The organism is Niabella ginsenosidivorans (assembly GCF_001654455.1).
GTDB classification, from domain to species: Bacteria; Bacteroidota; Bacteroidia; order Chitinophagales; family Chitinophagaceae; genus Niabella; species Niabella ginsenosidivorans.
Map to the genome: position 1 here is coordinate 337,593 of NZ_CP015772.1, position 26,478 is coordinate 364,070.

Consider the following 26,478-nt stretch of genomic DNA (forward strand, 5'->3'; position numbering starts at 1 on the left):
GAGGCATTTCTGGTAATGCCTGCAAGAGGAATATCCGCATGATAATAAAAAAAGGTAATCAGGTATAAGAATAATTAATTTGACTTTTTGATGAATTAGTCCTTTCTTCGGTAAGAGAACCGGTTTAAAACTACTGTTCAATTTTTTTCTTTCGATTGCTAAATTATTATAGAGCCTATATTATGAGACAACTGTTACAGCCCCGGAAGTGGTATCTTTTGGTATTGCAAATCTTATTCCTGTTGGGGAGCGCCTTTGCACAAAAGGAAATAGAAGTAAGCGGCATCGTTACAAACGGACGCAATGAGCCTATTACCGGCGTGTCGGTATCGGTCGCTGGTAAAAATGCACTTACCGCCACCAACCAGGAAGGCAGGTACACGATAGCTGTTTCTGCAAAAGCCACTTTGGTTTTTTCCTCCGTTGGCTACAGGTCAGAGGAAATTGCAGTAGATGGCAAAAAAACCATCAATGTAGTCCTTGTTGAGGATCTGGCTTCACTGGGCGAGGTCGTTGTAATCGGGTACGGTGCCCAGAAGCGGGTGAACGTAGTGGGCGCGGTTGCTTCCGTTAGCGGAGCCAAGCTGGAATCCATTCCGGCTGCTGATGTAACAAACGCCATTGCCGGGCGGTTGCCGGGAGTAACCGTAAGACAGCCTACGGGGGAACCTGGTCAGAATGCTGCCGATATCCGGGTGCGGGGGCGTACCACATTGGGTACGGGCACGGGGCCCCTGGTGGTGATTGACGGGGTGCCCGGCCGCTCGCTGAGCGAAATAGATCCTGTGGACATCAGCAGCATTTCAGTTCTGAAAGATGCCTCTTCCGCAATTTATGGAACCCAGGCTGCAAATGGTGTTATCCTGGTTACTACAAAAAAAGGAAAAGCCGGCACCAAGCCCAGGCTGAACTATCAGTTCTATCAGGGTTTTATGAAGCCGACAATATTGCCTAAAGTACTGAATGCAGGCGACTATGCCACGATGCTGAGCGAATACCAGGATTATGAAGGGCGGCCGCGTACTTTTTCCGATGAAGACATTGCACTGTATTACAGTGGCAGGGATCCCTGGGAACACCCGAATACCAACTGGATGAATGACCTTATTGCCGATTGGACCACAACAAGCAAGCACAATCTTTCAATCAGCGGAGGAGGAGCCAATGGCATGACCTATTATCTTTCATTGGGGTATAAGAATGAAGAGGCTATCTATAAACAGGAGTCTACACGATACCGGGAATATAGTGTAAGAGCCAAGCTGGATGTGCCCATCACCGATTGGCTCAAAGGTAGTGTGAATTATGCGGGATATATTCCCAGCCGGCTGTACCCGACCAAATCTGCAGCAGATATTTACGGGCAGTCTACCCGGCTGCTTCCCACCCAATGGTCGTTCTGGCCAACAGGGCAACCGGGCCCGGATATCGAATATGGAGATAATCCTGTTGTAACCTCAACGCTTCAGGGTGGCTATAATGATAAAAAGCAGTATAAAAGCGAAATGGCTTTTAACCTGACCATTACCCCACCAATGATCAAAGGACTTACTTTAAATGGTATGTTCTCCTATGACCTGTACAACACTTACCAGAAAATATTCCGGACCCCATGGACACTGTATTTCCCGGATTGGGGCTCTGCTCAACGGGATGCGGATGGTTTTATCACCAGTATGGATCTGGTTCCTACACTGCGCGGTTACAGCGCGCCGGAACTGCAGGAAAACTATGCCCGCAGTATCCGCCAGCTGGGTAATGTAAACTTTACCTATGCCCGGGAATTCGGTGCGCACTCCGTTTCCCTCTTCGGCGCTTACGAGCAATTGAAGGAGAGCTCTAATGATCTTGGTGCATTCAGGAAATATTATATTTCCGACATTGTGCAAACCATCAATGCCGGTTCAAATACAGATAAGGACAACTCAGGCTCTATGAGCATCTATGCCCGCGAATCATGGATCGGCCGGTTAAATTACAGCTACCTCAGCAAGTACCTGGTAGAACTGCTTTTTCGCCGGGATGGTTCATTGAAATTTCCGCCGCAGAGCCGGTGGGGAAATTTTCCTGCGGTGTTGTTAGGCTGGCAGGCGTCTGAAGAGCCTTTCTGGAAAGAACACCTGGGGTTCTTCAGCTACTTTAAGTTACGTGCCACTTACGGTAAAATGGGCATGGATCCGGGTGATGCATTTCAATATATGAATAAGTATACCCTTAATACCGGCGTGGCCATGGGCAGCGGAAAGGATGTTGAAACAGTAGTACGGCAGGCCGGGGTAGCCAATCCTTTTATCACCTGGGAAAAACAAACAACCTATAACGTCGGCTTCGATTCTTATATCCTTAAAGACAAATTTCATTTGAATACCGAGTTCTTCTATAATAAACGTTCGGACATCCTTGCGCCCAGGAACGCATCAGTGCCTGACTATACCGGGTTGCAGCTGCCGGACGAGAACATAGCGGCAGTTGATAACAAGGGGTTTGAAGTGGATCTCGGTTACCACCAGCAGCTGAGCAAAAATTTCAGAATCGATGTAGCGGGTAATGTAAGCTGGAGCCATAACAGGGTACTTTTTACTGATGAACCTGCACGTACAGTGCCCTGGCAGGTGCGTACAGGTCATTCTTACGGTGCTGTTCTTTTGTACCGGGCAATTGGCATTTTTGCCGACCAGGCTGCGGTGGATGCATACCCGCACTGGAAAGGCGCAAAACCGGGTGATGTGATCTTTGAAGATGTAAACGGCGATGGCCAGATCACCAGCGATGACCAGATTTTGCTGGACAGGGCCGATGCTCCGGAATTGTTGATGGGGCTATCAATTGACCTGCGGTATAAGAACTGGTCATTGTCATTACTGGCCCAGGGGCAGGGCAGCTACTACCGGCAAAATTATGCAGACGACCGCCGGGGGGAAGCAGGCAACTATTTCCAGTGGAACTTTGATAATCGCTGGACCCCTGAGAACACGCATACAAATATCGCCCGGGCGTATAACAGGGCAGACCAGTACTGGGGCTTTGGTGTGAATAACAGTACTTATTGGTATGATAATATGGCATATATCCGAATGAAGAATGCTGTATTGAATTATGAGCTTCCAAAACGGCTTTTCGGGAAATCGGGGATTTCGAATGCAAGCGTGTTTTTCTCGGGCAACAACCTGTTCCTGATCTATGCCGCCCAAAAGAAATTCGATCCGGAAATAGGCGCTCCCCTGAGCTATCCGGCCGTTAAAACACTGGCTATCGGCGCAAAAATAACTTTTTAACGATATTGAAATTCTAAGACAATGAAAAGAACGAAACGCTTTTTAGCCGCTTTAATGCTACTATTACTGGTAGTAACATCCTGCCAGAAGGTACTGGATCAAAAAGCAGTTGATTCCTTTAATGAAGAATCGGTTTTTCAGGACCTGAACCTGGTACAGGCTTATCTGGGTAATTGCTATGATATGATGGACGGGTCAACGGGAACTACCCCAACTGACCCTGCCTTGAGTCTGAATAAGGATCTGCTTGCTTCGGCAACGGATGAGATGCTGAATATGCAGCGCCCCAACAATGCGGTAAATCTGAAGGGAACCCTAAGCCCCGATAACTTTGGCAATTTTGGTAATTCAGAGTGGCAGTTCCTGCGCTGGGGGCCCCTGTATACAAACGTTAAGAATGTTAACGTGCTGCTGGCTAACATAGATAAAGTACCCGTTACTACGGATGCGGATAAAGCCAGGCTGGAGCGGATGAGGGGTGAGGCCTATTTCATCCGGGCCTATGTATACACGTATTTAATGCGCGTGTTCGGCGGCCTTATACTGATCGATAAGCCTTTTGACCTGAATGACGATTTTTTATCCTATAAGCGGTCGGGCCTTGATGAAACGGTAGCATTCATTCTTGCAGATCTGGATAAAGCTATTGAGATATTACCTGAAAAACAGGACATCGAACAGGGGCGTGCCACTAAAGGAGCTGCGGCCGCATTGAAATCAAAGCTGCTCAGCTGGAGCGCCGGTAAGCTGGTGAATGGAGGATATGAGCCATCGAACCCGCTTGTTTCTTTCCAGCTGGGTACCCGGGAAGAACGACTGCAGGCTGCCAAGAAAATGGCCCGGGAGATCATGGATGGAAAATATGGCCATTATGCCCTTACCGGCGAAACAAGTGACCCGCCTGCAAATATGACGGAAGAACAGGTGATGGCATACGCGGATAATTTTGCAGGTATTTTTTTGCAGAAAGGAGCATGGAACGACGAAGTGATGTTTGGTATCCAGTTGAAGAACGCAGTAGGCAACCAGAAGGATATGAACAAGAGCTGGGGGCCTAACGGGTATCATAATTTTGGCCAGAATGAGCCTACCGAACCGTTTGTACGGTTATTTGAAATGAAGAACGGAACCCCTTTTGTCTGGAGCAGGTACAATCCCGGAAACGAAACGGTACGCGACTTTACGGCGGCGGAGCTGGCAGCCGATCCGGAAAGAAACCCCTATGTGGGGCGCGAACCGCGTTTTTATGCATCCATCCTGTTTGATGGGGCAAAATGGCAGAAACGCCCCGATGACCTGGCTGCAATGGACCCGGAAGGGCGTATTCAGGCAGGGACCTACGTGGCCGCCAATGGCGCGCTTACGGCTGGTATTGATACCCGGCAGGCTGCAACTGAATCATGGAATGGTACAAAAACCGGCTATTATATGAGGAAGTACCTGGATCCGGATCTGGAAGGACAGTATTTTAATAATGATAACGCCTGGATTGAATTCAGGTACGCAGAGGTTGTGCTGGATTTTGCTGAAGCCTGTATTGAACTGGGTGATATACAGGAAGGGCTTGATGCGCTGAACATGATCCGCAACCGTGCCGGCCTGCCGGACAGAGTGACCTCCGATCAGGCACAGGCAAGGGAATGGTACCGGAAAGAGCGCCAGCTGGAATTTTTTGGAGAAGGGGACCGCTGGTATATGATGCGGAAATGGATGATTGCCCCGGATGTGGTAAAGGATGTGCACCAGATGCTGATTACGCATTATTATGACGGAAGGACAAAATGGGAATACGATACAAAAACAGTCGTAGACCAGCGGCAGTGGGAAGATTTCTGTTATTGGCTGCCCATTCCGAGAACGGAGATCAACAAGGCTCCCCAGATTGATCAGAATCCGGGATATAAGTGATCGGATTTTATTTAACCTGATATGTTTTAACAATGAAAACAAATAACAGCTTTTCACGCAGAAGATTTATAGGGCAGAGCCTTGCCGGAGTTGCCGGGGCCGGGCTTGTTAACCTGTACGGTAATCCGCTGTTTGCGCAGGCGCCTCAACCAGGTAAGCAGGATAAAGTTTACAGGATCGGGATCATTGGCTGCGGAAACAGAAGCAAAGCCACTATCGGTTCTATCAATTCAGTACCGGAAATTGAGATCAGTGCGCTTTGTGATATAGTGCCGCACAAAATGGCGCAGCGGGCAGCGCTCATTAAAGACGGTCCCAGGCCGCGGTTCTTTACGGACTACCAAAAAATGCTGAAAGAAGCTGATCTGGATGCGGTGGCAGTTGTAACACCTCCGGGCCTGCACAGGGAACATGCCATTGCGGCTATGGAAGCGGGAAAACATGTGTTTTGTGAAAAGCCCATGGCGCTGACCGTTGCTGATTGCAACGCGATGCTTAAAGTGGTTGAAAAGACGGGTAAAGCGCTTCAGATCGGAACCCAGCGCAGGCATGCAGCGGATTATAAATTACTGGTTGAAACGATCCGGACGTTGCCGGTTGGAGCTATCATTTATTCCGATCTGAATGATTACCGGGGCGACTGGCGGGTGCCGGCAGCAGATGAGTATCCTCCCGGAGTAGGTTACTGGAGGCTGAACCAGGCACAAAGCGGAGGTGCTGTTTTTGAAATGGGGGCACATATCATTGACGTAAATAACTGGATCATGAACAGTGAGCCGGTAACGGTTTCCAGTATTCAGGGCGTCAACAATCCATTGCTTCGCAAGCGCGACTCCATGGATCACGGCGGCGTCATTGTGCGGTATGCAAATAATGCGCTGATGAATTATGGCAGTGTAGTGTATAATTACGGGCCTGCTGCCCCGGATACATTTTTCGGTACCAAAGCTACCATTCAGTTTGGAGGAGGCCAGCTTTCCGTAAATTACGGCCATCCCCCCGGGGCAGCGCTGCCAGACGGGCTTCCGGCTTCCTTTAAGAAGCCGCTTCCGAAAGGTGGGGGCGAAGTGGCACAGATGAAGTATTTTGCAGAGGTGCTTGCAGGAAAAAAAATGCCCTACCCGGATGGTATCATTGGCAGGCAAACAGTTCAGATCTGTGAGGGATCGGTTCGCGCATCACAGGAGCACAGAGCAATTAATATTAAGGAATTAGGATAAAGAAGCACGAATACATAAATTAAAAACATTGCATGGCACAACAGAAGCTTTCCAGAAGAAATTTTTTAAGATATTCAGCACCCGCATTATTGGCTTCACCGGTTGTTTTCCCAAAATGGGCAACCGGTATGTTGCATGAAAAAGGGTTTGTGAATCTGTTTGATGGAAAATCCCTCAAAGGGTGGCACACAAATTATGAAAAGATCGGTCATGGAACAGGCGGTCACTGGCAGGTAGAAAAAGGCGTGCTAACCGGCGAACAGGACCCGCCCGGCTCCGGCAACGGTGGAATTCTGATGACCGACAAGCTGTATGGTGATTTTGAATTGCGGTTGGATTTAAAGCCTGACTGGGGAATAGATAGCGGTGTATTTCTTCGTACGAATAATAAGGGAGAATGTTTCCAGGTCTATGTCGACTATCACGATGGAGGACAGATCGGGTATATTTCTACAGAAAGGGAAGGGCAGCCCCGGATGATCAACCGGCCCTTTTTCATTAACGGGATACACGATGCACTGGGAAACCTGACTGGTTTTGAAACAAAACCCGATCCGCGCGACATTGCATGGAAACCGGATTATTTAAAGTATCATTGTACGCCGGAAGAATGGAAGAAAGCCTGGAAGATCGGGAAATGGAACAACCTGCGGATCCGTTGTGTTGGAAAATATCCATTGATTACCACCTGGATCAACGGCACCAGGATCTGTGAGTTTGACGGAGCCACTTCTCCAAACCCGTTAAATAAAAAAGAGGAATTGCTGGAAGCGTTTGGAAGAAAAGGAGCCATTGCGCTGCAGGTGCATGGAGGGAACGTATGGCGTAAGGGTGCCAAATGCCGTTGGAAAAATATTCAAATAAAGGAACTGTAACATATGCGTATTCTGTTAATTATTGGCGCTGTTTGTTATGCGTCATTGTCTGTTAAAGCCCAAAAAAATATAACGAAAGATTCAGTTCGGATCACTCCTGAAATGACGGAACGTTGGGAGCCGAAACCTGTTGTAGTAACACCGGGAACCATAACTCCCGATGGAAGGATAACCCCTCCTTCAGATGCGATTGTTTTATTTGATGGTTCAGGACTGTCTGAATGGGAGGGTGCGCCGGATTCAAAAGTGCTTGTAAAAGGCAAAGATCTGTCCAAGTTTGTTCCATCAGCAGGGAAGGATGCCGTCTGGACGGTGTCGGGCGGTGTGCTGACCGTGAACAAGGCTGCCGGGGATATTCAAACAAAACGGACATTTGGAGATTTTCAGTTACACATTGAATGGCGGATACCTGAAGGGATTCATGGCGAAGGCCAGATGCGGGGGAACAGCGGTATTTTCCTGCAGGATATTTATGAATTGCAGATACTGGATTCCTATAAAAATGAGACCTATGTGAATGGTCAGGCCGGTAGCATCTACAAACAAACAGCGCCCGTCGTAAATGCAATGCGGAAGCCGGGGGAATGGAATGTCTATGACATCATTTATACAGCTCCTACTTTTAAAAAAGATGGCACCTACCGTACAAAACCGGTTGTAACGGTATTACAGAACGGGATACTCATTCAAAATAGCACCGTGATCATGGGAACTACGCCGTTCATCGGGCTTCCCCAGGTAGTTCCGCATCAGGAGGGCCCCATCAGGCTGCAGGCACATGGTGATAAAAGTGAACCGGTGAGCTTTCGGAATATCTGGATCCGGGAACTTTAATGAATCTAATAATTCATGGAACGTAGAAATTTTATAAAAAAGGCTGCCGCTGCCGGTGGCACAGCTATGCTGGGCTTGGGAGCCACCTCCCGTGCCGCTTCTTTTATGAAGGAAATGACAGGGGATAAAAAAAGCATTTCCAACAGGGCGAAATTCAGGTTGAAATACGCGCCCGGCCTTACCCTGTTTTCAGCGTATGCCGGGAAAGATCCTGTTGATAATATGAAGTTCATTGCTGATCAGGGATTCCGGGCGGTATTTGAACTGGGCATGGTTAATCTTCCTGCTGCTACACAGGAAAAGATAGCGAATGCTGCTGCACGATTAGGATTGGAAATGGCAGAATTCTCATTAAAGATAGACTTTAGCGGCAGCACCTTTGTATTACAGGATCCGGAGATAAAAGAAATGCTGAGGAAGAAAGTTATGGCAGGTATAGAAGTGCAGAAACGCACCGGCATCAATAAGGCGTTGGTTGTATTGGGCCGTTATGATCAAAAGCTTCATTGGGATTACCAGACTGCGAATGTGATTGATAACTTACGGATGTGTTGTGAGCTGGCAGAAAAACCGGGGCTCACCTTTGTAATAGAACCACTGAATCATACTAATCATCCCGGGTTGTTCCTTACGCGCCTGCCGCAGGCAAAAATGATATGCATAGCCGTTGGCCACCCAAACTGCAGGATCGTGGATGATATGTATCACCAGCAGATCACAGAGGGGAATATCATTCCGCATATGGATAACTGCTGGGACTATATCGGCTCATTCCATATTGGTGACAATCCTGGCCGTAACGAGCCTGCTTCCGGGGAAATGAATTATAGGAATATCTTCAGGCATATTTATGAGAAGGGATACAAGGGCACCCTCTGTTGTGAACATGGAAAAAGCAAACCCGGAAAAGAAGGAGCGCTTGCTGTGATACAGGCATATCGTGAAGCGGATTCATTTTAACAGGCCGGGCACAGGAACATTGGGAAGGAATGATGCCCTTTAAAACCCCGATCCTGCCATTTATTACAACCATACGATCACCAATAACGATGCGATCGTTATCAACATCCACAGTGCCACCGCCTGAATTAACACCTTTCCACCCACTACCTGTTTCACTGTTCCTACCGAAACGCCCGAGCCGATCATAAACAGGCTCACCACCATCATTTGTTTTGCAATAGCGTACAGATCTTTAAACAGCTTTTGTTCGGCAGGCATAAGGCTGAATAAGCAGGAGGCAAGAATAAACCCAATAATGAACAAAGGGAATTTTAATGTGCCCCTGTTTTTAGAAGAGCCGATCACTAAAACAGCCAGCACGGGAATGATCCATAAGATCCGGAGCATTTTTGATATGGAAGCTACTTTCAATGCTTCATCTCCGTAATGTGCACTGGCGCCTACTACAGAGCTGGTATCATGTATAGCAATGGCAACCCAATGTCCGAATTGTACCTGCGACAATCCGAGCCAGTGCCCGAATGCCGGAAAGATAAACAGGGCCAGGGCATTCAGCAGGAATACAGTACCTGTAGCAACAGAGAGCTGGTCAGAATTTGCCTTTACGGTTGAGCCCACTGCTGCAATAGCGCTTCCGCCGCAGATTGCCGTGCCAACGGAAATTAATAATGCAATGGTTTTATCAATTTTTAAGAGTGCGCCCAGCAGGATGCCGATAGCCAAAGCGCCTAACACAAATCCTGCAGTAACACCAATGTTCTCCCTGCCTGCATGAACCAGCACATGAATATCTATACCAAAACCAAATCCGATTACAGATGCTTTCAGTAAAATACCGCTCCATTTATTCATAAGGTTTTTAAAAGGGGCGCCCATCAATACGGAAGCCAGTAATCCCAACAGCAATGCGCAGGAGGCTGACACAAACGGAAAACAACAGGTAAGCAGTAACAGTATATAGAGCAGCTGTGGATACCGGCTGTTATTTTGGAAGCGGTAAATTTTACCTTTCATACGTTGTGAAGGTAAAATGTTTCCGTCTTGCAAATAGATGAGTATTACTTATCTGCGATCACCTTTCTTTATAATGTTGCCGGGTATACCGCATAAACATTGTCGAGAATTTGTCCGGCTGCCCATGCAGATAAATAAAGGAGAAATGCCGCATGATCCGGAAGCCCCGGATGTGGATTATTTTCAGTTCCCCATATTGTATTTCCTTGTGTATGGCATGCATTGAAATAAACGCTACCGAGTGCGAGTTTTCGAGAAAGGATTTTATACTTTCAGTACCTCCCAAATGCATAATAACAGGTAGATCGGCAAGGCTGATATTTCTTTCCTGGAGCGCTATCTCGATCACTTCAAGAGTGCCGGATCCCCGCTCTCTTAACACCATAGGCATTTTTTTCAGTTCATCCAGCTCAATGGTATCTTCTTTGGCATACCTGCTCTTTGCATGCGTAACCAGCACCAGTTCATCAGATGTTAATTCAGCGTACTTCAGCCCCGTATGATGTCTTTTTCCTTCTACAATGCCAAGGCTGATGCTTTTTGACAGAACGGCGTTTTCAATTGCTTCCGTATTGCCGCTCATTAGATTGAGCCTGATCTCCGGAAACTTTTTCTGGAAGCCGCCTAATACCGGGGATATCAGGTATTGGGCAATAGTGGTGCTGGCCCCAACCGTAAAAGAACCGGCAGGTTTTGCCTTTAATACGCTGAGTTCAAAATTGAATTCTTTGTATAACTGAAAGATCTCATTGGTATACCGGAACAGGAGCTCTCCTTCCTGGGTCATAACAACAGAATTACTGACGCGTTCAAAAAGCCGGGTCTCCAGTAATTCTTCCAGGTTCTTGACCTGTTTGGTAACTGCCGGCTGGGTAATAAGCAATTCTGCTGCTGCCTTTGTGAAACTTTTGTTACGCGCTACCGAATGAAATACCTTTAATCTAAAATCTTCCATAATGTCGAATTTGCAGTTGTTCAAGAATGATCAGGAAAATAATGAAAGATAGCAAGTATTTTTTTAAACGTATTGTAAGCTTGTGATAATTCAGATGAATTGTATGGCAGCAGCGCTATGAACTTTCGTAATCACTCATAAGGATAAATAATTAGGATATTACCATTATAGTTGATATTTTTAGAGCATGACGATGAAGCCGGAAGAAACAGAAGTCTGGGAACCTGTTCCTGTTATTGTAAAACCAGGTAGCGGTTGGGATCCTCCAGGTGACGCTGTTATTTTGTTTGACGGAAAAGACATGTCTGAATGGGATATTCCGGAAAATACCAGGTGGGTTGTAAAAGACGGTATGGTTACAATTGCTGCTTCCCATGCCCGGCAGGTTCAGCCGGTATGGATTTTTTCCAGGAAGATGTTTGGAGATATTCAGCTGCACGTAGAATGGTGTTCGCCGGAAAAAATTAAAGGAGAAGGACAGCGCCGGGGTAACAGCGGTATCTTTCTGCCGGGGCGGTATGAGATTCAGGTGTTGGATAGTTATCAGAATCCTACTTATGTAAACGGCCAGTGCGCAAGCATCTATAAGCAATACTCCCCGTTGGTCAATGCCTGCCGCAGGCCGGGAGCATGGCAGACATATGATATTATTTTCAGGGCACCGAGGTTTTTCCGTAATGGCCGCCTAAAGTCTGCAGCCCGCGTTACGGTGATCCATAATGGCGTTTTGGTACAAAACCATGTAAAGATAAAAGGAGCTACCACGTTTATAGGCAACCCTGAATATGTTGCCCATCCTGTAAAGCAGCCCCTCGGTTTACAGGACCATGGTAATGCGGTAAGTTTCCGGAATATTTGGTTAAGAGAGCTTTGAGTTATTATCTCTGTTTATTTTATAGTTATTAAATTATTTTGTTATGGCTGAAAATGTGTACGATGCCATCGTAGTCGGATCGGGTATCTCAGGCGGCTGGGCTGCCAAAGAACTAACGGAGAAAGGTTTAAAAACGTTGTTATTGGAACGTGGCCGGAATGTTGAGCACATAAAGGATTACGTTGATGCCGGCAAAGCGCCCTGGGAATTTCCGCACCGGGGGCAAACCACCCGGCAAATGAAAGAAGATTATCCCGTGCTTGTCCGGCATTATGGAACTGTTGAGCAGCGGGGGCTGGATTTCTGGGTGAAGGAAAAAGAAAGCCCCTTTGTAGAGGTTGCACCATTTGACTGGATCCGGGGGTATCATGTAGGCGGGCGCTCATTAATGTGGGGGCGCCAGAGTTATCGCTGGAGCGATTTGGATTTTGAAGCCAATGCAAAAGACGGGATTGCGGTTGACTGGCCCATCCGGTATAAGGATATAGCGCCGTGGTACGACTATGTAGAACGCTTTATTGGTGTGAGCGGTGCTGCAGATGGAATACCGGAGTTGCCTGACGGCCAGTTTATGCCGCCGATGGCAATGAATTGTGTTGAAAAGGATGCAGCAGTCAGGATTCAAAAACATTACGGCGGCAAACGGCATATGATCATTGGCCGCACTGCCAATATTACCAGGCAGTTGCCGGGCCGGTCGCCCTGCCAGTATCAGAGTAAATGCGGCCTTGGATGTTTTTACGGAGCGTACTTCAGCACGCAGTCATCTACTCTTCCCGCAGCAGTAAAAACAGGTAATTTAACACTGAGGCCCTGGTCTATTGTAACCAGGGTATTATATGACAAAGATACGAAACGGGCTACGGGGGTAGAAGTGCTGGATGCCGAAACCAATAAAACATATGAGTTCAAAGCAAAAATCATCTTTTTAAATGCATCTACCTTAAATACAGCCTGGGTATTGATGAACTCGGCAACAGATATATGGCCGGATGGATTGGGCAGCAGTTCCGGCGAACTGGGGCATAACATTATGGACCATCATTTCCGGGTTGGTGCAAACGGAGAGGTTGATGGGTACGAAGATAAATATTACTATGGCCGCAGGCCTAATGGCATTTACATACCCCGTTTCCGCAATCTGAACGGAGAAAAAAGGGATTACATCCGTGGGTTTGGCTACCAGGGAGGAGCCGGCCGGAAAGGCTGGGGCCGGAATATTGCAGAGTTCAGGATAGGCGCTGCATTTAAGGATGCATTAACAGAGGCCGGAGGGTGGACTATGGGCATCAGCGCCTGGGGCGAGATCCTGCCCTATCATGAAAACAGGGCTTATCTGAATAAAGAAACCAAAGATAAGTGGGGGTTGCCAGTTTTGTCCCTGGATGCGTCCATTAAGGAAAATGAGAAGAAAATGCGGGTCGATATGATGGAAGATGCCAAAGAGATGCTTGAAATTGCCGGTGTAAAAAATGTAAAAACCTTTGACGGCAATTATTTAATGGGAGGCTCCATACATGAAATGGGTACAGCGCGGATGGGGCGCGATCCCGGGACCTCCGTATTGAATGCACACAACCAGGTATGGGACGCATTAAATGTTTTTGTAACTGATGGCGCCTGTATGACGTCTTCTGCCTGCCAGAACCCATCCCTTACGTATATGGCATTAACAGCACGGGCTGTTGATTATGCCGTATCTGAACTGAAAAAACAAAATCTTTAATGCCTGTTTTCAGGTTCGTAATATTATTTTACTATGGATAGAAAAGAAGCCGTTCACAGAATAGCGCTCCTCCTGGGGGGAACCGTTGTAGGAGCAGAGTTATTGTCCTCCTGCGTATCAGATGTGAAAAAAGGCCACAAACTGGCCGGCCAGGAACATATATCGCTGCTGGATGAAATAGGAGATACCATTATACCATCTACCAGCTCACCCGGGGCCAAAGCCGCAGGCATAGGCGGTTTTATGCTGCTGATGGTGCAGGACTGTTATAAGCCAGCTGATCAAAAGGTTTTTTATGAGGGCATTGAAGCAATTAATAAGGCAAGCAACCAGAAATACAATAAGGTTTTTTTACAGCTTGATGCCGGGCAGCGCGAAGCGTTGTTGTTAGCAATTGATAAGGAGCAGGAAGATTATATGAAAAAGAGGGATAAAAAAGATCCGGCGCATTACTTCCGGATGATGAAGGAGCTGACCTTACTGGGGTTTTTTACTTCTGAAGTGGGCGCCACCAAGGCATTGCGCTATGTGGCCGTGCCGGGAAGATATGAAGAGATCCCCTATAAAAAGGGGGATAAGGCCTGGGCTACCTGAGCCGGAATTTAGCAAACAGACCGGTTGGCAATATAAAAAGCAACTACAACAGCAGATGAACAGAAAACTCAGAATGGGAATGATTGGTGGCGGCAGAAATGCTTTTATAGGGGCTGTTCACCGTGTTGCAGCAAATATGGACGGATTAATTGAAGTGGTTTGCGGGGCGTTAAGCACTGATCCGGAAAATGCGCTGCATAGCGGCCGCTCGCTTTTTTTACCCGAAGAGCGTATTTACCTGACATATGAAGAAATGCTTCGGAAGGAACGTCAGCTTCCGGCAGATCAGCGTATGGATTTTGTAACCATTGTAACGCCCAACTTTGCACATTTTGAACCCGCAATGATGGCACTTGAAAATGGCTTTCACGTGGTGAGCGAAAAACCGCTTACCCTTACGCTGGAAGAAGCACTGCAGTTGCAGCGTAAAATACAGAAGACGGGTTTGCGGCTGATGCTTACACATACCTATTCCGGATACCCGATGGTAAAAGAAGCCCGCAGTATGGTAAGAGCCGGAAAACTCGGGGAAATCAGAAAAGTAATTGTTGAATATCCGCAAGGCTGGCTAAGCAGGTTAGTATATAAAGGCGGAAACCCACAGGCAGCATGGAGAGCCGATCCGGAACGTTCAGGCAAAAGTGGCTGTATGGCCGACATCGGCACACATGCCGCACACTTAGCCGAGTATGTTACCGGTTTAAGGATCACCGAATTGTGTGCTCAGTTAAGCGTGATGACTACCGGCAATTCTTTGGATGATGACGGGAATGTGCTGCTGAAATTCAATAATGGGGCCACGGGGGTGCTATTAGCTTCCCAGGTAGCTACAGGGGAAGAGAATGCGCTGAAGATCAGGGTGTACGGTCAAAAAGGGGGTATAGAATGGTTTCAGCAGGAGCCCAACTCATTGTTGGTAAAATGGGCGGATAGCTTTATGCAGACGGTACGTGCCGGTACCCGGTATACCGGTCTTCTGTCTGAAGATGCATTGCATAATTGCAGAACGCCCGGAGGCCACCCGGAAGGATATTTGGAGGCCTTTGCCAATTTGTACCGGAATTTTGCAGGAATGCTTTCCGCCGAAATGGATGGCCGCAATCCCTCTGATCAGATGCTGGATTTTCCATCGATCAGCGACGGGGTCCGTGGAATGGCTTTTATCGAATGCGTGCTCGCCAGCAATGCCTCTGATGAAAAGTGGACGAAGTTTACCTGTTAGGGCTGCTTCTTTTTTACCTGCCTTAAAAGCCGGAACTTACCAGGAGCTACCTGGTCTGCTATGCGCAGCAAAGTGATAAGACAGCGCAAAAAAACTTATGAGAAAAGACAACCCGCTAACCGGGAGAATCCGATAAAAACCGGAAGCGATCAAAATTCCCGATTTGAAATAGGTCAGGCGCCGCGAGTATTTTTCCCTGGAAGGCCAAAAGAATCCGGGTACCCGACAGCCTGCTTTTTCAGCAGGAGTAGAGCATCCTGATCACCCATTTGGGCGAAGCTTCGCCCTTTAATGCATAAACTGTAAATATCAGGGGCTTTTTCGGTTTTGTAGCCTGCAAAATGAGGGGATATATTTAATTCTCTTATTTTTACGAACGGATTCGTTATTTTTTGTATAAATGGCTATTGATGATCAATATACAGACAGCACCTTATTTAAGCGTGTTTCGGAAAGTGATGAACAGGCTTTTAATCTGATCTTTGACCGTTACTGGCCACAGGTGTATGGCACTACCCTGCATTTGACCAAAAAAACAGAAGAGGCCAGGGACCTGTCCCAGGATATTTTTATTAAGCTATGGGAAAACCGCAGCCGGCTAAAAGATATTGTCAACCCCTCCTCTTATTTATATACAATTTCCCGAAACCTGGTCATCGACCATCTTCGCAAAAATGTTTTTGATCCTTCTAATACTGATTTTTTACTGAACTATTTTCAATCGGCGGCTTCCACGCCGCAGGAAATGGCGGAGTACAGGGAACTGCACAATCTGCTGAATAATGCAGTAGAGGCGCTTCCGGGGAAGATAAAAGAAGTTTTTATTCTTAGCCGCTATAAAGGGCTTACTCACGAACAGATTGCGGCAGCGCTTGGCATTTCTGTAGTTTCATCAAAAACGTATATTGTAAGGGCGCTGCAGCTAATCCGGAAATTTATGCTCAGCCATGCTGATACGCATTTAATATGGATGGCATTTGTCCTTTTGCTTCAGCGTTAAAAAAAAATATTTTTTTGTCTTACCTCTTCTTTGTTTTACGTCATTATATATGACGTATGATCAATTCAAACTTGGAAGAACTGCTGCAGAAATTTGCAACGGGTAAAATAAATCCGGCAGAGCTGGCAGAATTGCAGCGCCTGATGATGGACGATGCTGCTATGGATGTGCTGGACGCTTTTTTGCAAAAAGCATATCAGGACCCGTCTTTGGCAGTAAAGAATGATTTTGACAAGCAGCAGGCATTCAAAACAATCGGGCGTCGTTTAAGATCGTCTTCAAAAAGGGGTGTAAGACCTTCCTTTATAAGAAAGCGTATGATTTATGCCGCGTTAGGTACAGCAGCAATGCTCCTGTTAGGCTGGATCGTGTTGTATTTCTTTTTGCAGCCCCAACCGGTACAAAGCAATAAAGAAGCGGTTGCGGTTTCCGGAGATATTTATGCGCCGCAAGCCAACCGGGCAACCGTTACTATGTCAGACGGCACAGTAATGTACCTGGACAGCGCCGGTAACGGGCAGCTGGCCACACAGGCAGCTACCCGGCTTATAAAATTAGCAAATGGCGTCATCGCCTATGAAATGTCCGGGCAAAAAGCACCATCCACGGCCCCTGTTTATAATACGATCAACAACCCGAGGGGCAGCAGGGTCATCAATATTATATTAAGTGATGGATCAAAAATATGGCTGAATGCAGGCAGCTCCATTACCTACCCGGTAGTATTTGCAGATAGCGAAAGGCAGGTGCAGCTTAAAGGAGAAGGGTATTTTGAAGTAGCAAAAAATGAGCATAAAAAATTTATTGTAACATCTGCTAATACCATTACAGAGGTATTAGGTACCCACTTTAACATAAATGCTTATGAAGATGAACGGGCTATAAAAATAACGCTTTTAGAAGGCCGTGTAGCAATAGGCGTGCCCGGTGTTTCAGGCAAAACAGCGCTGACGCCCGGTATGCAGGCCCGGGTGGTAAATAACACACTGCGTACGCTGAGAAACGTGGATGTAAGATCGGAAACCGCCTGGAAGGACGGCTATTTCTCTTTTCATAATGCTGATATGAAAGAGGTGCTGCGCCAGTTAGCCCGTTGGTACGATTTAACGGTGGAGTACAGAGGCGTTATCCCCGACAGGGAATTTGAGGGAGAAATGCAACAGGACCTGATGCTGTCGCAGGCTTTGAAAATACTGGAAAAAAATAAAGTCAATTTTAAAACAGAAGGGAAAAAAATTATCATTATGCCATAAGACAGAACTGAAAAACCGCCGGCGGTTAATTAAAGAACATACGACTATCAAAAGGTGCTGATCCTGATATATTCCGAGTGATCAGAACAGGGCAGTATCTGTTTTCTTTTGATCATCCTGAGTGAAATAAGATCAGGTAAATTATTCTTTTCATCAAAACACTGCAATTATGCAATCACATTTTTGTAAACTTAAATTATTACAGCGAACGAATCTTGCTATGAAACTGACAGCATGCATGCTTACAGTTCTTTTTTTTCAGGCCTCAGCAACCGGCAGGGCCCAAAATATTACCATTACCGGAACTGACCTGCCGGTGAAAAAGGTATTCTCATTAATTAAAGACCAGACAGGGTACGTATTTTTTTATGATGCGGGGTTATTAAAAAGATCGCATACGGTAACGCTTAGACTGGCCAATGCGCCTATCAATGTTGTAATGGAGGATGTATGCAAAACCCAGCCCTTTACATGGGTGCTTGAGAACAAAACGATCACCCTGGTAGAACGGCCGTTGGCTGCACCTGCACGCGGTAAGGAACCGCTAAAACCATTGCCTGCTACAGCCTGGCCGGTAAAAGGAACGGTAAAAGATGCGGAAGGAAATCCGCTTCACGGCGTTTCGGTTACCGTAAAAGGCAGCAACAGGGGCGTTTCAACCAACAGCGCAGGTGAGTTTTCGTTGGAGGTGATTTCGGAAAACAGCGAGCTGGTCTTCTCTATGGTGGGCTATACATCTCAAACAGTAGCGGTAAAAGGACGCAGTATTATTAATATTACCCTTACGCTTAACGAGAATAAGGCAGACGAAGTGGTGGTGGTAGCGTATGGTACAGCAAAAAAAGGCGCATATACCGGGGCCGCCGCCCAGATTAATGCAGATAAATTTGATGAGCGCCCGCTTACCAATGTTACCAGCGCCCTTTTGGGCGAAGTGTCTGGTGTGCAGGTGGGTACCGCAAACGGACAACCGGGCTCTGAGCCTAATATTTATATCAGGGGCATTGGTACCATTTCATCAAGTGTTAGTTCCGCTCCGCTTATCGTTTTGAACGGCATGCCTTATGATAATCCCATTAATACCATCAACCCAAACGATATTGAAAGTTTAACTGTGCTGAAAGATGCCTCTTCAGCTGCATTATATGGCGCACGGGCTGCCAATGGTGTTATCCTTATCCAAACGAAAGGAGGGAAGATGAACCGCCAGGTGGTTAATTTTAAACTGAACCAGGGATTTACAGCACCCCAGACAAATGATTATAAAAAAATGGATGTGGCCGATTATCTTTTAGTAAACTGGGAAAGCACCCGCAATTTGCTGATCAAAAACGGGATGCAACCCGATGAGGCCGCTCAGTCAGCAGCAAAGAATCTTATTACCAATAATCTGAAGTATAATCCGTTCAATGTTCCGGATGACCAGGTTGTGGACGCCAACGGGAAATTAAACCCAAACGCGCAATTTATGTGGGGCGATGATATGGATTGGATGGACGCTATTCAGCAAACAGGAATGCGCACCGATGCAGCTGTAAGTGTTGGCGGTGGCAACAATAAATCGGATTATTACCTTTCTGCCGGTTATTTGTCTGAAAAAGGGTATGTTATTGGTTCCGAATTTGACCGGTATACAATAAACGGGAATATCAATTCCCGGATCACTTCCTTTTTAAAGATCGGAGGAACTGTTAATGGTACTTTAAGCAAAATGAAAGGGCAGCAGAATGAAAGTTCAGGCAATAACAGCAACCCCTTTCGTTTTGTACGGTATATAGGGCCGATCTATCCCATTCATGTTCATGATCCTGTTACAAAAGATTATGTGCTGAACTCCAATGGAGAGCGTGTTTATGATTTTGGAACGGGCTACCCCATTTCAAGTACGTTAAATGCACCTTCCCGCGATTATGTGGGTGGTTCTAACCCTGCGCTTGAATTACAGAATATTTACGATGGATATAAACGGAATTTGCTGAACGCCAAAGTATATTCGGAATTTCAGGTTATGGAAGGGCTTAAGTTTACAATGAACGGGGCAGTAAGCGCTGATGCCCGTTTAAATTCCTCGGCTTCGGTAGTATATCCTGAAAAGCAAAACAGCGGCAGCGTTACCAAGTCCAATTCCTTTACCACTACCTGGACCTTTAATCAACTGCTTTCCTATACTAAAAAAATGGGGAAGCATCATATTGATGTATTGGTGGGGCATGAAAGCTATGATTACGAATATAATTATTTACTGGCTCAAATGTCTGACCAGAAGTTCATCGATGATAATTACGAGCTTCCCAATTATTCAGTACCGGGAGATGAAGATTCCAGGACCGATAAATATCGTACAGAAGGATACCTTTCCAGGGTGAACTATGATTTTAACAACCGGTATTTTCTTTCAGCGTCCATTCGCCGTGACGGCACATCCCGGTTTTATAAAGATTACCGGTGGGGCACATTTTATTCAATAGGTGCGGGGTGGCGCCTGGACCAGGAGCCTTTTATAAAGGATTTAGCGTTTATTGACCTGTTGAAACTGCGGGCCTCATACGGCGGAGTGGGCAATGATGATATTGGTACTTATTATGCCTGGCAGGCTTCTTATGAGCCGGCTACCAATGGCCTGGAGCCGGGGTATATCCGGGAACGGGTATTGAACAGCCAGTCTTTGCAATGGGAAGTGTCACACAGCAGCGATTTTGCGCTTGAGTTTGGAATGTTTAGAAACCGTTTATCCGGTTCTGTTGAATTTTTTAACCGCCAGTCGAGCAATCTTTTATTCAGAGTTCCGCAAGCCCCGGATGCAGGGCTTACCTACGCCTACCAAAATGCCGGCAGCATGTATAACCGCGGGGTGGAGCTTACCATTAACGGACAGCCTGTAAAGATCAAGGATTTTACATGGAGCCTGGGCTTTAATACGACTTATCTGAAAAATAAAATAACAGAATTGCCCATTGACCCCTATAATGAAAATGTATTCAGGATAGAAAAGGGGCATTCCCGTTATGAATTTTATCTGAGGCAATGGGCAGGAGTTGACCCTGCTACCGGCAGCAGCATTTATGTTCCCGAAGCGGAAGTGCTCAATGCCTACTTGAATGAACCGGATCCTGCTAAGCGGTCTGCATCTATTGTAAACGTAAACGGAAAATATTATACAACAAAGGTAGCCGAAGCGCTTTACGACTGGTCCGGGGTTTCTATGCCTGCTTTTTCGGGCGGTATCAATACCGGTTTTTCATGGAAGGGCTTAACGCTGACCCTTTTGTTTAACTATCAGTTAGGGGGCAAGATGTATGATATAGGCTACAGTAATTTAATGACCGGCCCGTCTGGCTCAGCGCTCATTGGCTCTACAAGGCATGTAGATATTTTAAACCGCTGGCAAAAACCGGGAGACATTACGAATGTGCCCCGCCTGGAAGACTTTTCAGACCCTGATCTGAATGCGGCTACTTCTACCCGGTGGTTAATAAGTTCTGATATGTTAGAGCTGGCCAATATTACACTGGGCTATGATATACCAAAAAGGATCCTTGATAGATACAAAGCGCAGGGCCTTAAAATCTATGCCTCTGCCGACAATGCGTTCCTGGCTACAAAACGCCAGGGGGTATATCCCCGCCGGAATATTTTTTCAGGCTATAGCAGCAATGTTGATGTATACCTGCCGTCAAGGGTATTTACATTAGGATTAAATCTAACTTTTTAAATTATTTGGAAAATGAATAACGGATACAGGTTCTTACTTATAATAGCTTTGGCAGGCATTGTTTCAGGAGGTTGCAAAAAGAATTTCCTCGAAACAAAATCAACAGAGAAAGTAGATGAAGAGGTGATCTTTAGGGATACAAAAACAGCCCTGGCAGCTGTAAATGGTTTGCATAAGCTTATGTGGACGGCTGATCTGTCCACCACCGCTTTTTATGGCGGGTATGATATGCTGATGATCTGGTACGAGGTAATGGGGGAAGATTTAGTATATACGTACTCGAATGCACAGTTTCAAACGCAGGCACAGTGGGCAACACATCGTAAACCTACCGTTGGTAGTGTGGAACATTTCTACCGTTTATTGCAATACTTTGTGACCAATGCCAATATGATCATTAACCGTGTAGATGATCTTGAAGGTCCGCAAAGCGAGAAAGACAATATCAAGGGACAGGCGCTGTTTTACAGGGCCTTTGGCTATTTTACAATGGTACAGATGTATGGAGAGCGGTACCGCCCCGGAGGTAATAACACACAGTTGGGCATCGTATTACGCAACGATAATTCTACGGAGCCCAGGGCAAGGGCAACGGTTGAAGAAGTGTACCAGCAAATTAACAATGATTTGGACGCGGCCATTCAGGCGCTGGAGGCCACTTCTGTTGAACGGCCTAATAAATCGCACATCAATGTACACGTAGCGCGTGGCCTGAAGGCACGTGTATTGCTGACACAGGGAAAGTGGCTGGAGGCTGCACAAATGGCTAAACTTGTCGTAGAACAATCCGGTGCACAGTTACAGGCCGATACCTATACTACTGTTAATAACCGGTTTAGTGATCAGGCCAATACCGAATGGCTGTGGGGCTCCAAGCCCTTACTGGCGCAGGGAAAGCAGTTGACCCATTTTCATGGGTACATGTCCAATGAAAACGTGAGTTACAATCAGAATACGCCACGTGCCATTTATAATTTACTGTATAACCGTATTTCCGGTACGGATGTACGGAAATCAATATGGTTTCCTATGGCCGTTGTTCCTTCTGTAACACCGCGCCCGCTGGTGCCGCCTTCCACCAATTCAAAATATGCCAATTATATGGCGAATAAGTTTATTGTTACGGATCCGCAAACAATAGGGGAAAGGGACATTCCTTTTATGCGGCTTCCTGAAATGATGCTGGTTGAGGCCGAAGGGTATGCCCGTGCGGGTGGTCATGATGCAGAAGCGGCTGATGCTTTATACCCCCTGGCACACCAGCGCGATCCCGATTACCAGCGGTCTGTGAATTCCGGCGAAAACCTGATTGATGAAATCATGTTCCAGCGCAGGGTTGAATTGTGGGGAGAAGGGTTCCGGTTTTTAGATTTAAAAAGGCTGAATATGCCGCTGGACAGGGGGGCTGCTCCCCGCCCCGGTTATAACCAGGGCAATTGGTCAAACAGTATGACATCCATGCCGGTGAATGTTGATCCCCTGGCTTCCAATTTTAATATGTATGGTAATGGTACCGTAATAGGTGAGGCCAACCGTTACCGTGCAGCCGATAGTAATGACTGGCAATGGGTTTTGCCCGAAAGTGAAATACAGCTGAACCCGCTTTGTGTGCAAAACCCTTTGTAAAGGCACGCAGGAGTCAGAACGGACTGTTATTTGAATAAAGGCTTTTTTTTTGGATTATTTAAATCGTTTATGGTGAAAAGAAAAATTATCGGATCTTTTCTTTTGCTGACTGTTTTTGTGCTGAATACCGTTGCGCAAAAGATCACGTCGCCCAAAGAGTTTTTTGGTTTTAATATAGGGGATAATTACCGTTTGGCTAATTATAGCCAAACGGAAAAATACTTTCAGCTGGTTACCAAACAGTCAGAGAGGGCGTTGATTACAGAGATTGGTAAAACAGAAGAGGGGAGAACGCAATATATGATGATTGTTTCTTCACCGGAGAATTTGAAACATCTGGAAGCATACCGGCAGATTTCACAAAAGCTGGCAAGGGCAGAGATAAGTGCTTCGGAAGCGGCAGCGCTGGCGCAAAAGGGGAAGGCGGTAGTGTGGATAGATGGCGGGCTGCATGCTACGGAAACAGTGGGTTCGCAGCAATTGATCCAGCTGTATTATGAGCTGCTGACGCGCAATGACGCGGAGATGAAGCATATTCTGGATCATGTGATCATCCTTTTGTCGGAGGTAAACCCCGACGGGCAGGAGCTGGTAGCCAACTGGTATATGCAGGAAAAGGATTCCTCCAAAAGAAATATGCTGATTCCGCGGGTGTATAATAAATACATTGGTCATGATAATAACCGCGATTTCTATATGATGAACATGAAGGAAACGCAAAATATTACACGTCAGCATTACCTGGAATGGATGCCGCAGATCATTTATAACCATCATCAATCCGGTCCTGCAGGATCTGTGATTGCAGGCCCGCCGTATCGTGCGCCGTTCAATTATGATTATGACCCGTTGCTGATGACCCAGATAGACGGGGTGGCGGCCTCAATGATCAACCGGTTAAACGTGGAAAACAAACCCGGGTATACCCGGCTGGAAGGCTCTTCATTCAACGGATGGTGGGATGGAGGTTTGCGCACTGCGCCTTATTACCATAACATGATCGGCCTGTTAACTGAAATTATTGGTAATCCTACGCCTTCTGCTATTCCCCTGGTGCCGAAACGCCTTTTGCCGGACAATGCTACTCCCTTTCCTGTAATGCCCCAGGCCTGGACCTTTCAAAAGTCGATTGATTATTCCATGTCGTTAAATTACGGGGTATTGGATTATGCCGCGCGGATGAAGGATAAACTGCTGTATAACATTTACCAGATGGGCCGGAACTCCATAAAAAAAGGATCTGAAGATACCTGGACGGTACAGTCGTATAAAATTGATACGTTGCTGGCAGCCTATGAACGGGATAGGAAATCAGGAAGAGCTAAAGACAATGTATCGGGCTGGGGTGAGCGGAGTTTGCCGGTCAGCTACTTTGATCAGTATATAAAAGCAAAGGAATTGAGAGACCCGCGGGGGTATATTATTCCTGCAGACCAGCCAGATTTTCCTACAGCCGTCCGGTTCATAAATGCCTTGTTGCAATCAGGGCTTAAGGTATTTCGCTCAACCGGTGCATTCAGCGTAGCAGGAAAATCCTACCCTGAAGGATCTTATATTGTTAAAACGAACCAGGCATTCCGGCCGCATGTGCTGGACATGTTTGAGCCGCAGAATTACCCCAATGATTTTCAATACCCCGGCGGTCCTCCCATCCGGCCTTATGATGTAACGGGGTGGACGTTGGCTTTTCAAATGGGCATACAGTTTGACCGTATTATGGAAGATTTTTCAGGTCCGTTTGAACAGGTACCTTATGGCAACCTGCAAACACCTCCGGCCTTGGCAATTCCTGCCGCTAGAGACGGCTTCCTGCTGAGCGCAGCTGTAAATAATTCGTTCATCCTGGTCAATGATCTTTTAAAAGCAGGAGTTGATGTATTTCGTGTAAAAGATGCCATACAGGGATTACCCGCCGGGTCCTTTTATATTCCGGCGAAAGGGTTTGCTGTATTGAAGACCGGTAATACTGCTTTAGGTGTTCCCATAATGGCAGCTTCCGCTGTTCCCGGCAATAAGGAAAAAATAAACAAAGCCCGTATAGCCTTATTTGATTATTATGGCGGCTCTATACCTTCTGGCTGGACGCGCTGGCTGCTGGAGCAATTTCACTATTCCTTTACGGTGATCTACCCGCAGGATATTGATGCAGGAAACCTGAAAGACAAATACGATGTCATACTCTTTATGAATGACGGGCTGCCTGCTGCGGATACAACGGCTGCAACCCGGCGCAGAACGGGCCCAAAGCCGGATCGGGTGCCGCAGGAATACCAGAAAATGCTGGGTAGTTTTACGCTGGAGAAATCGCTTCCGCAGGTAAAGGCGTTTTTAGAAGGTGGGGGTAAGGTTATTACAACCGGTAATAATACAGCCCTTGCCTATCATTTAAAGCTGCCTGTAACCAATGCCCTGGTAAAAACCAATAAGGAAGGAAAAACAGTGCCCTTGAAAGGTGATGAATACTATATACCTACCAGTATACTGGAAGTCAATATCAATACAGGATCCCCGGCAAATTACGGGTTGCCGTCCACAACTGATATTGTATTTAACAACAGCCCCGTTTTTAAATTACCGGCTCCTTCTGACCGTATTGAGGTCTTGGCTTCTTTTGATAGTAACAGGGACGCGCTGAGAAGCGGCTGGGCCTGGGGGCAGTCTTATTTAAAAGGAGGCATTGCTGCGTTTAAAGCAACAGTGAATAAAGGTGTATTTTATGCTTTTGGGCCTGAAATTACTTTTAGGGGACAGGCGCACGGCACTTTCAAAATGTTATTTAACGAGCTGTATCAATAACCATTACCGAAGCTACCCTCCAGGCGGGTGCTCCTGGCCGTGCCCGATATGCTGCGTATCTGGGATTCCTGCTCTGCCTGCTGACCTTGTCTGCCTTTGGCAACAAAGCTGGTTGCTATATGCCCTTTGTTACAATATTTCCTGTTTTCATTAGTGACGTAAATAGCCTTTGCAGTTACTGTAATTATGTTTTCTTATTCTTTAAGAAGAAAGATGGGAGTTGTTGCAGTTAGCTTAAAAAAACAACGCGATGAAGAAACCACCGGATAAGGTACCTGATCAGTTTAACAATTAAAGCTTTGATACGGCTATATATAAGGTGTATGTCAAAGGGAGCATTTTAGTGACCCGGATTGGATTCGAACCAATGACCTACTGCTTAGAAGGCAGTTGCTCTATCCAGCTGAGCTACCGGGCCAATTATTTTATCATATTGTCATTGATTATTGGCCGAATCAATGATCTTCCGGTCTGAAGCGGAAGGCGCTGTCTTCCCGATAGTTATCGGGAGAGCTACCGGGTTAAACTATTTTCTCTATTTCAATAACCTACTACTTAGAAGGCAGTTGGTCATGAAGAGCGCAAATATAGACCAAAAATCCCTGTTTTAAAAAAAACATCCCTTTTATTG

The 26,478-nt window shown here is 46.4% G+C and carries 17 protein-coding genes and 1 tRNA gene; 15 read left to right on the forward strand and 3 right to left on the reverse strand.

Translation table 11 applies throughout. The features are described from left to right. Positions 1-182: 182 nt before the first annotated feature. The 6 genes from A8C56_RS01490 to A8C56_RS01515 are packed head-to-tail and all read left to right on the forward strand — an operon-like array spanning position 183 to position 9,072. Positions 183-3,275, forward strand: coding sequence for a SusC/RagA family TonB-linked outer membrane protein (locus tag A8C56_RS01490; RefSeq protein WP_067751120.1), 3,093 nt, complete (start codon positions 183-185; stop codon positions 3,273-3,275). Between the two features lie 21 nt (positions 3,276-3,296). Next, positions 3,297-5,183 (forward strand): RagB/SusD family nutrient uptake outer membrane protein, encoded by a 1,887-nt coding sequence (locus A8C56_RS01495; protein WP_084489918.1) that lies wholly within the window; start codon positions 3,297-3,299, stop codon positions 5,181-5,183. Between the two features lie 32 nt (positions 5,184-5,215). Continuing rightward, positions 5,216-6,403, forward strand: coding sequence for a Gfo/Idh/MocA family protein (locus A8C56_RS01500; RefSeq protein ID WP_067751124.1), 1,188 nt, complete (start codon positions 5,216-5,218; stop codon positions 6,401-6,403). 32 nt (positions 6,404-6,435) lie between these two features. Next, the gene (locus A8C56_RS01505) at positions 6,436-7,278 is read left to right on the forward strand and encodes a 3-keto-disaccharide hydrolase (RefSeq protein ID WP_067751126.1); all 843 of its coding nucleotides are present in this window, start codon (positions 6,436-6,438) and stop codon (positions 7,276-7,278) included. A gap of 3 nt (positions 7,279-7,281) precedes the next feature. Then, on the forward strand, positions 7,282-8,112 hold the full coding sequence (locus A8C56_RS01510) for a 3-keto-disaccharide hydrolase (RefSeq protein ID WP_067751128.1): 831 nt from the start codon (positions 7,282-7,284) through the stop codon (positions 8,110-8,112). Between the two features lie 15 nt (positions 8,113-8,127). Further along, positions 8,128-9,072 carry a hydroxypyruvate isomerase family protein gene (locus A8C56_RS01515; RefSeq protein WP_067751130.1) on the forward strand — a complete coding sequence of 315 codons (945 nt, stop codon included), beginning with the start codon at positions 8,128-8,130 and terminating at the stop codon, positions 9,070-9,072. 63 nt (positions 9,073-9,135) lie between these two features. Here A8C56_RS01515 and A8C56_RS01520 read toward each other — a convergent pair whose 3' ends face one another. After that, complete coding sequence (locus tag A8C56_RS01520; RefSeq protein WP_067751133.1) at positions 9,136-10,089, reverse strand: YeiH family protein; 954 nt, start codon at positions 10,087-10,089, stop codon at positions 9,136-9,138. Between the two features lie 58 nt (positions 10,090-10,147). Further along, positions 10,148-11,044 (reverse strand): LysR substrate-binding domain-containing protein, encoded by an 897-nt coding sequence (locus A8C56_RS01525; RefSeq protein WP_067751136.1) that lies wholly within the window; start codon positions 11,042-11,044, stop codon positions 10,148-10,150. A 187-nt stretch (positions 11,045-11,231) separates the two neighbouring features. Between A8C56_RS01525 and A8C56_RS01530 the strand changes: the two genes are divergently transcribed. The 9 genes from A8C56_RS01530 to A8C56_RS01575 all read left to right on the forward strand — a co-directional run bounded on the left by A8C56_RS01530 (position 11,232) and on the right by A8C56_RS01575 (position 25,847). Then, positions 11,232-11,918, forward strand: a complete 687-nt coding sequence (locus A8C56_RS01530) for a 3-keto-disaccharide hydrolase (RefSeq protein WP_084489920.1) — start codon at positions 11,232-11,234, stop codon at positions 11,916-11,918. Between the two features lie 43 nt (positions 11,919-11,961). Continuing rightward, positions 11,962-13,644 carry a GMC oxidoreductase gene (locus A8C56_RS01535; RefSeq protein WP_067751141.1) on the forward strand — a complete coding sequence of 561 codons (1,683 nt, stop codon included), beginning with the start codon at positions 11,962-11,964 and terminating at the stop codon, positions 13,642-13,644. A gap of 33 nt (positions 13,645-13,677) precedes the next feature. Then, positions 13,678-14,238, forward strand: coding sequence for a gluconate 2-dehydrogenase subunit 3 family protein (locus A8C56_RS01540; RefSeq protein WP_067751143.1), 561 nt, complete (start codon positions 13,678-13,680; stop codon positions 14,236-14,238). Between the two features lie 55 nt (positions 14,239-14,293). Continuing rightward, positions 14,294-15,460, forward strand: coding sequence for a Gfo/Idh/MocA family protein (locus tag A8C56_RS01545; RefSeq protein ID WP_067751145.1), 1,167 nt, complete (start codon positions 14,294-14,296; stop codon positions 15,458-15,460). 400 nt (positions 15,461-15,860) lie between these two features. After that, positions 15,861-16,460: an RNA polymerase sigma factor gene (locus tag A8C56_RS01555; RefSeq protein ID WP_067751148.1), complete on the forward strand. Its 600-nt coding sequence runs from the start codon at positions 15,861-15,863 to the stop codon at positions 16,458-16,460. Positions 16,461-16,516: 56 nt separating this feature from the next. Then, entirely contained in the window at positions 16,517-17,713 is a 1,197-nt protein-coding gene (locus tag A8C56_RS01560; protein WP_067751150.1) for a FecR family protein, read from the forward strand. Between the two features lie 238 nt (positions 17,714-17,951). After that, complete coding sequence (locus A8C56_RS01565; protein WP_218917229.1) at positions 17,952-21,425, forward strand: SusC/RagA family TonB-linked outer membrane protein; 3,474 nt, start codon at positions 17,952-17,954, stop codon at positions 21,423-21,425. A gap of 12 nt (positions 21,426-21,437) precedes the next feature. Then, on the forward strand, positions 21,438-23,051 hold the full coding sequence (locus A8C56_RS01570; protein ID WP_067751152.1) for a RagB/SusD family nutrient uptake outer membrane protein: 1,614 nt from the start codon (positions 21,438-21,440) through the stop codon (positions 23,049-23,051). A 69-nt stretch (positions 23,052-23,120) separates the two neighbouring features. After that, the gene (locus tag A8C56_RS01575; protein ID WP_067761466.1) at positions 23,121-25,847 is read left to right on the forward strand and encodes a M14 family metallopeptidase; all 2,727 of its coding nucleotides are present in this window, start codon (positions 23,121-23,123) and stop codon (positions 25,845-25,847) included. A gap of 344 nt (positions 25,848-26,191) precedes the next feature. On the opposite strand, the gene A8C56_RS01580 is transcribed toward A8C56_RS01575, so the two are convergent. Beyond that, positions 26,192-26,265: transfer RNA gene (locus tag A8C56_RS01580), tRNA-Arg, on the reverse strand. Between the last annotated feature and the right edge of the window lie 213 nt (positions 26,266-26,478).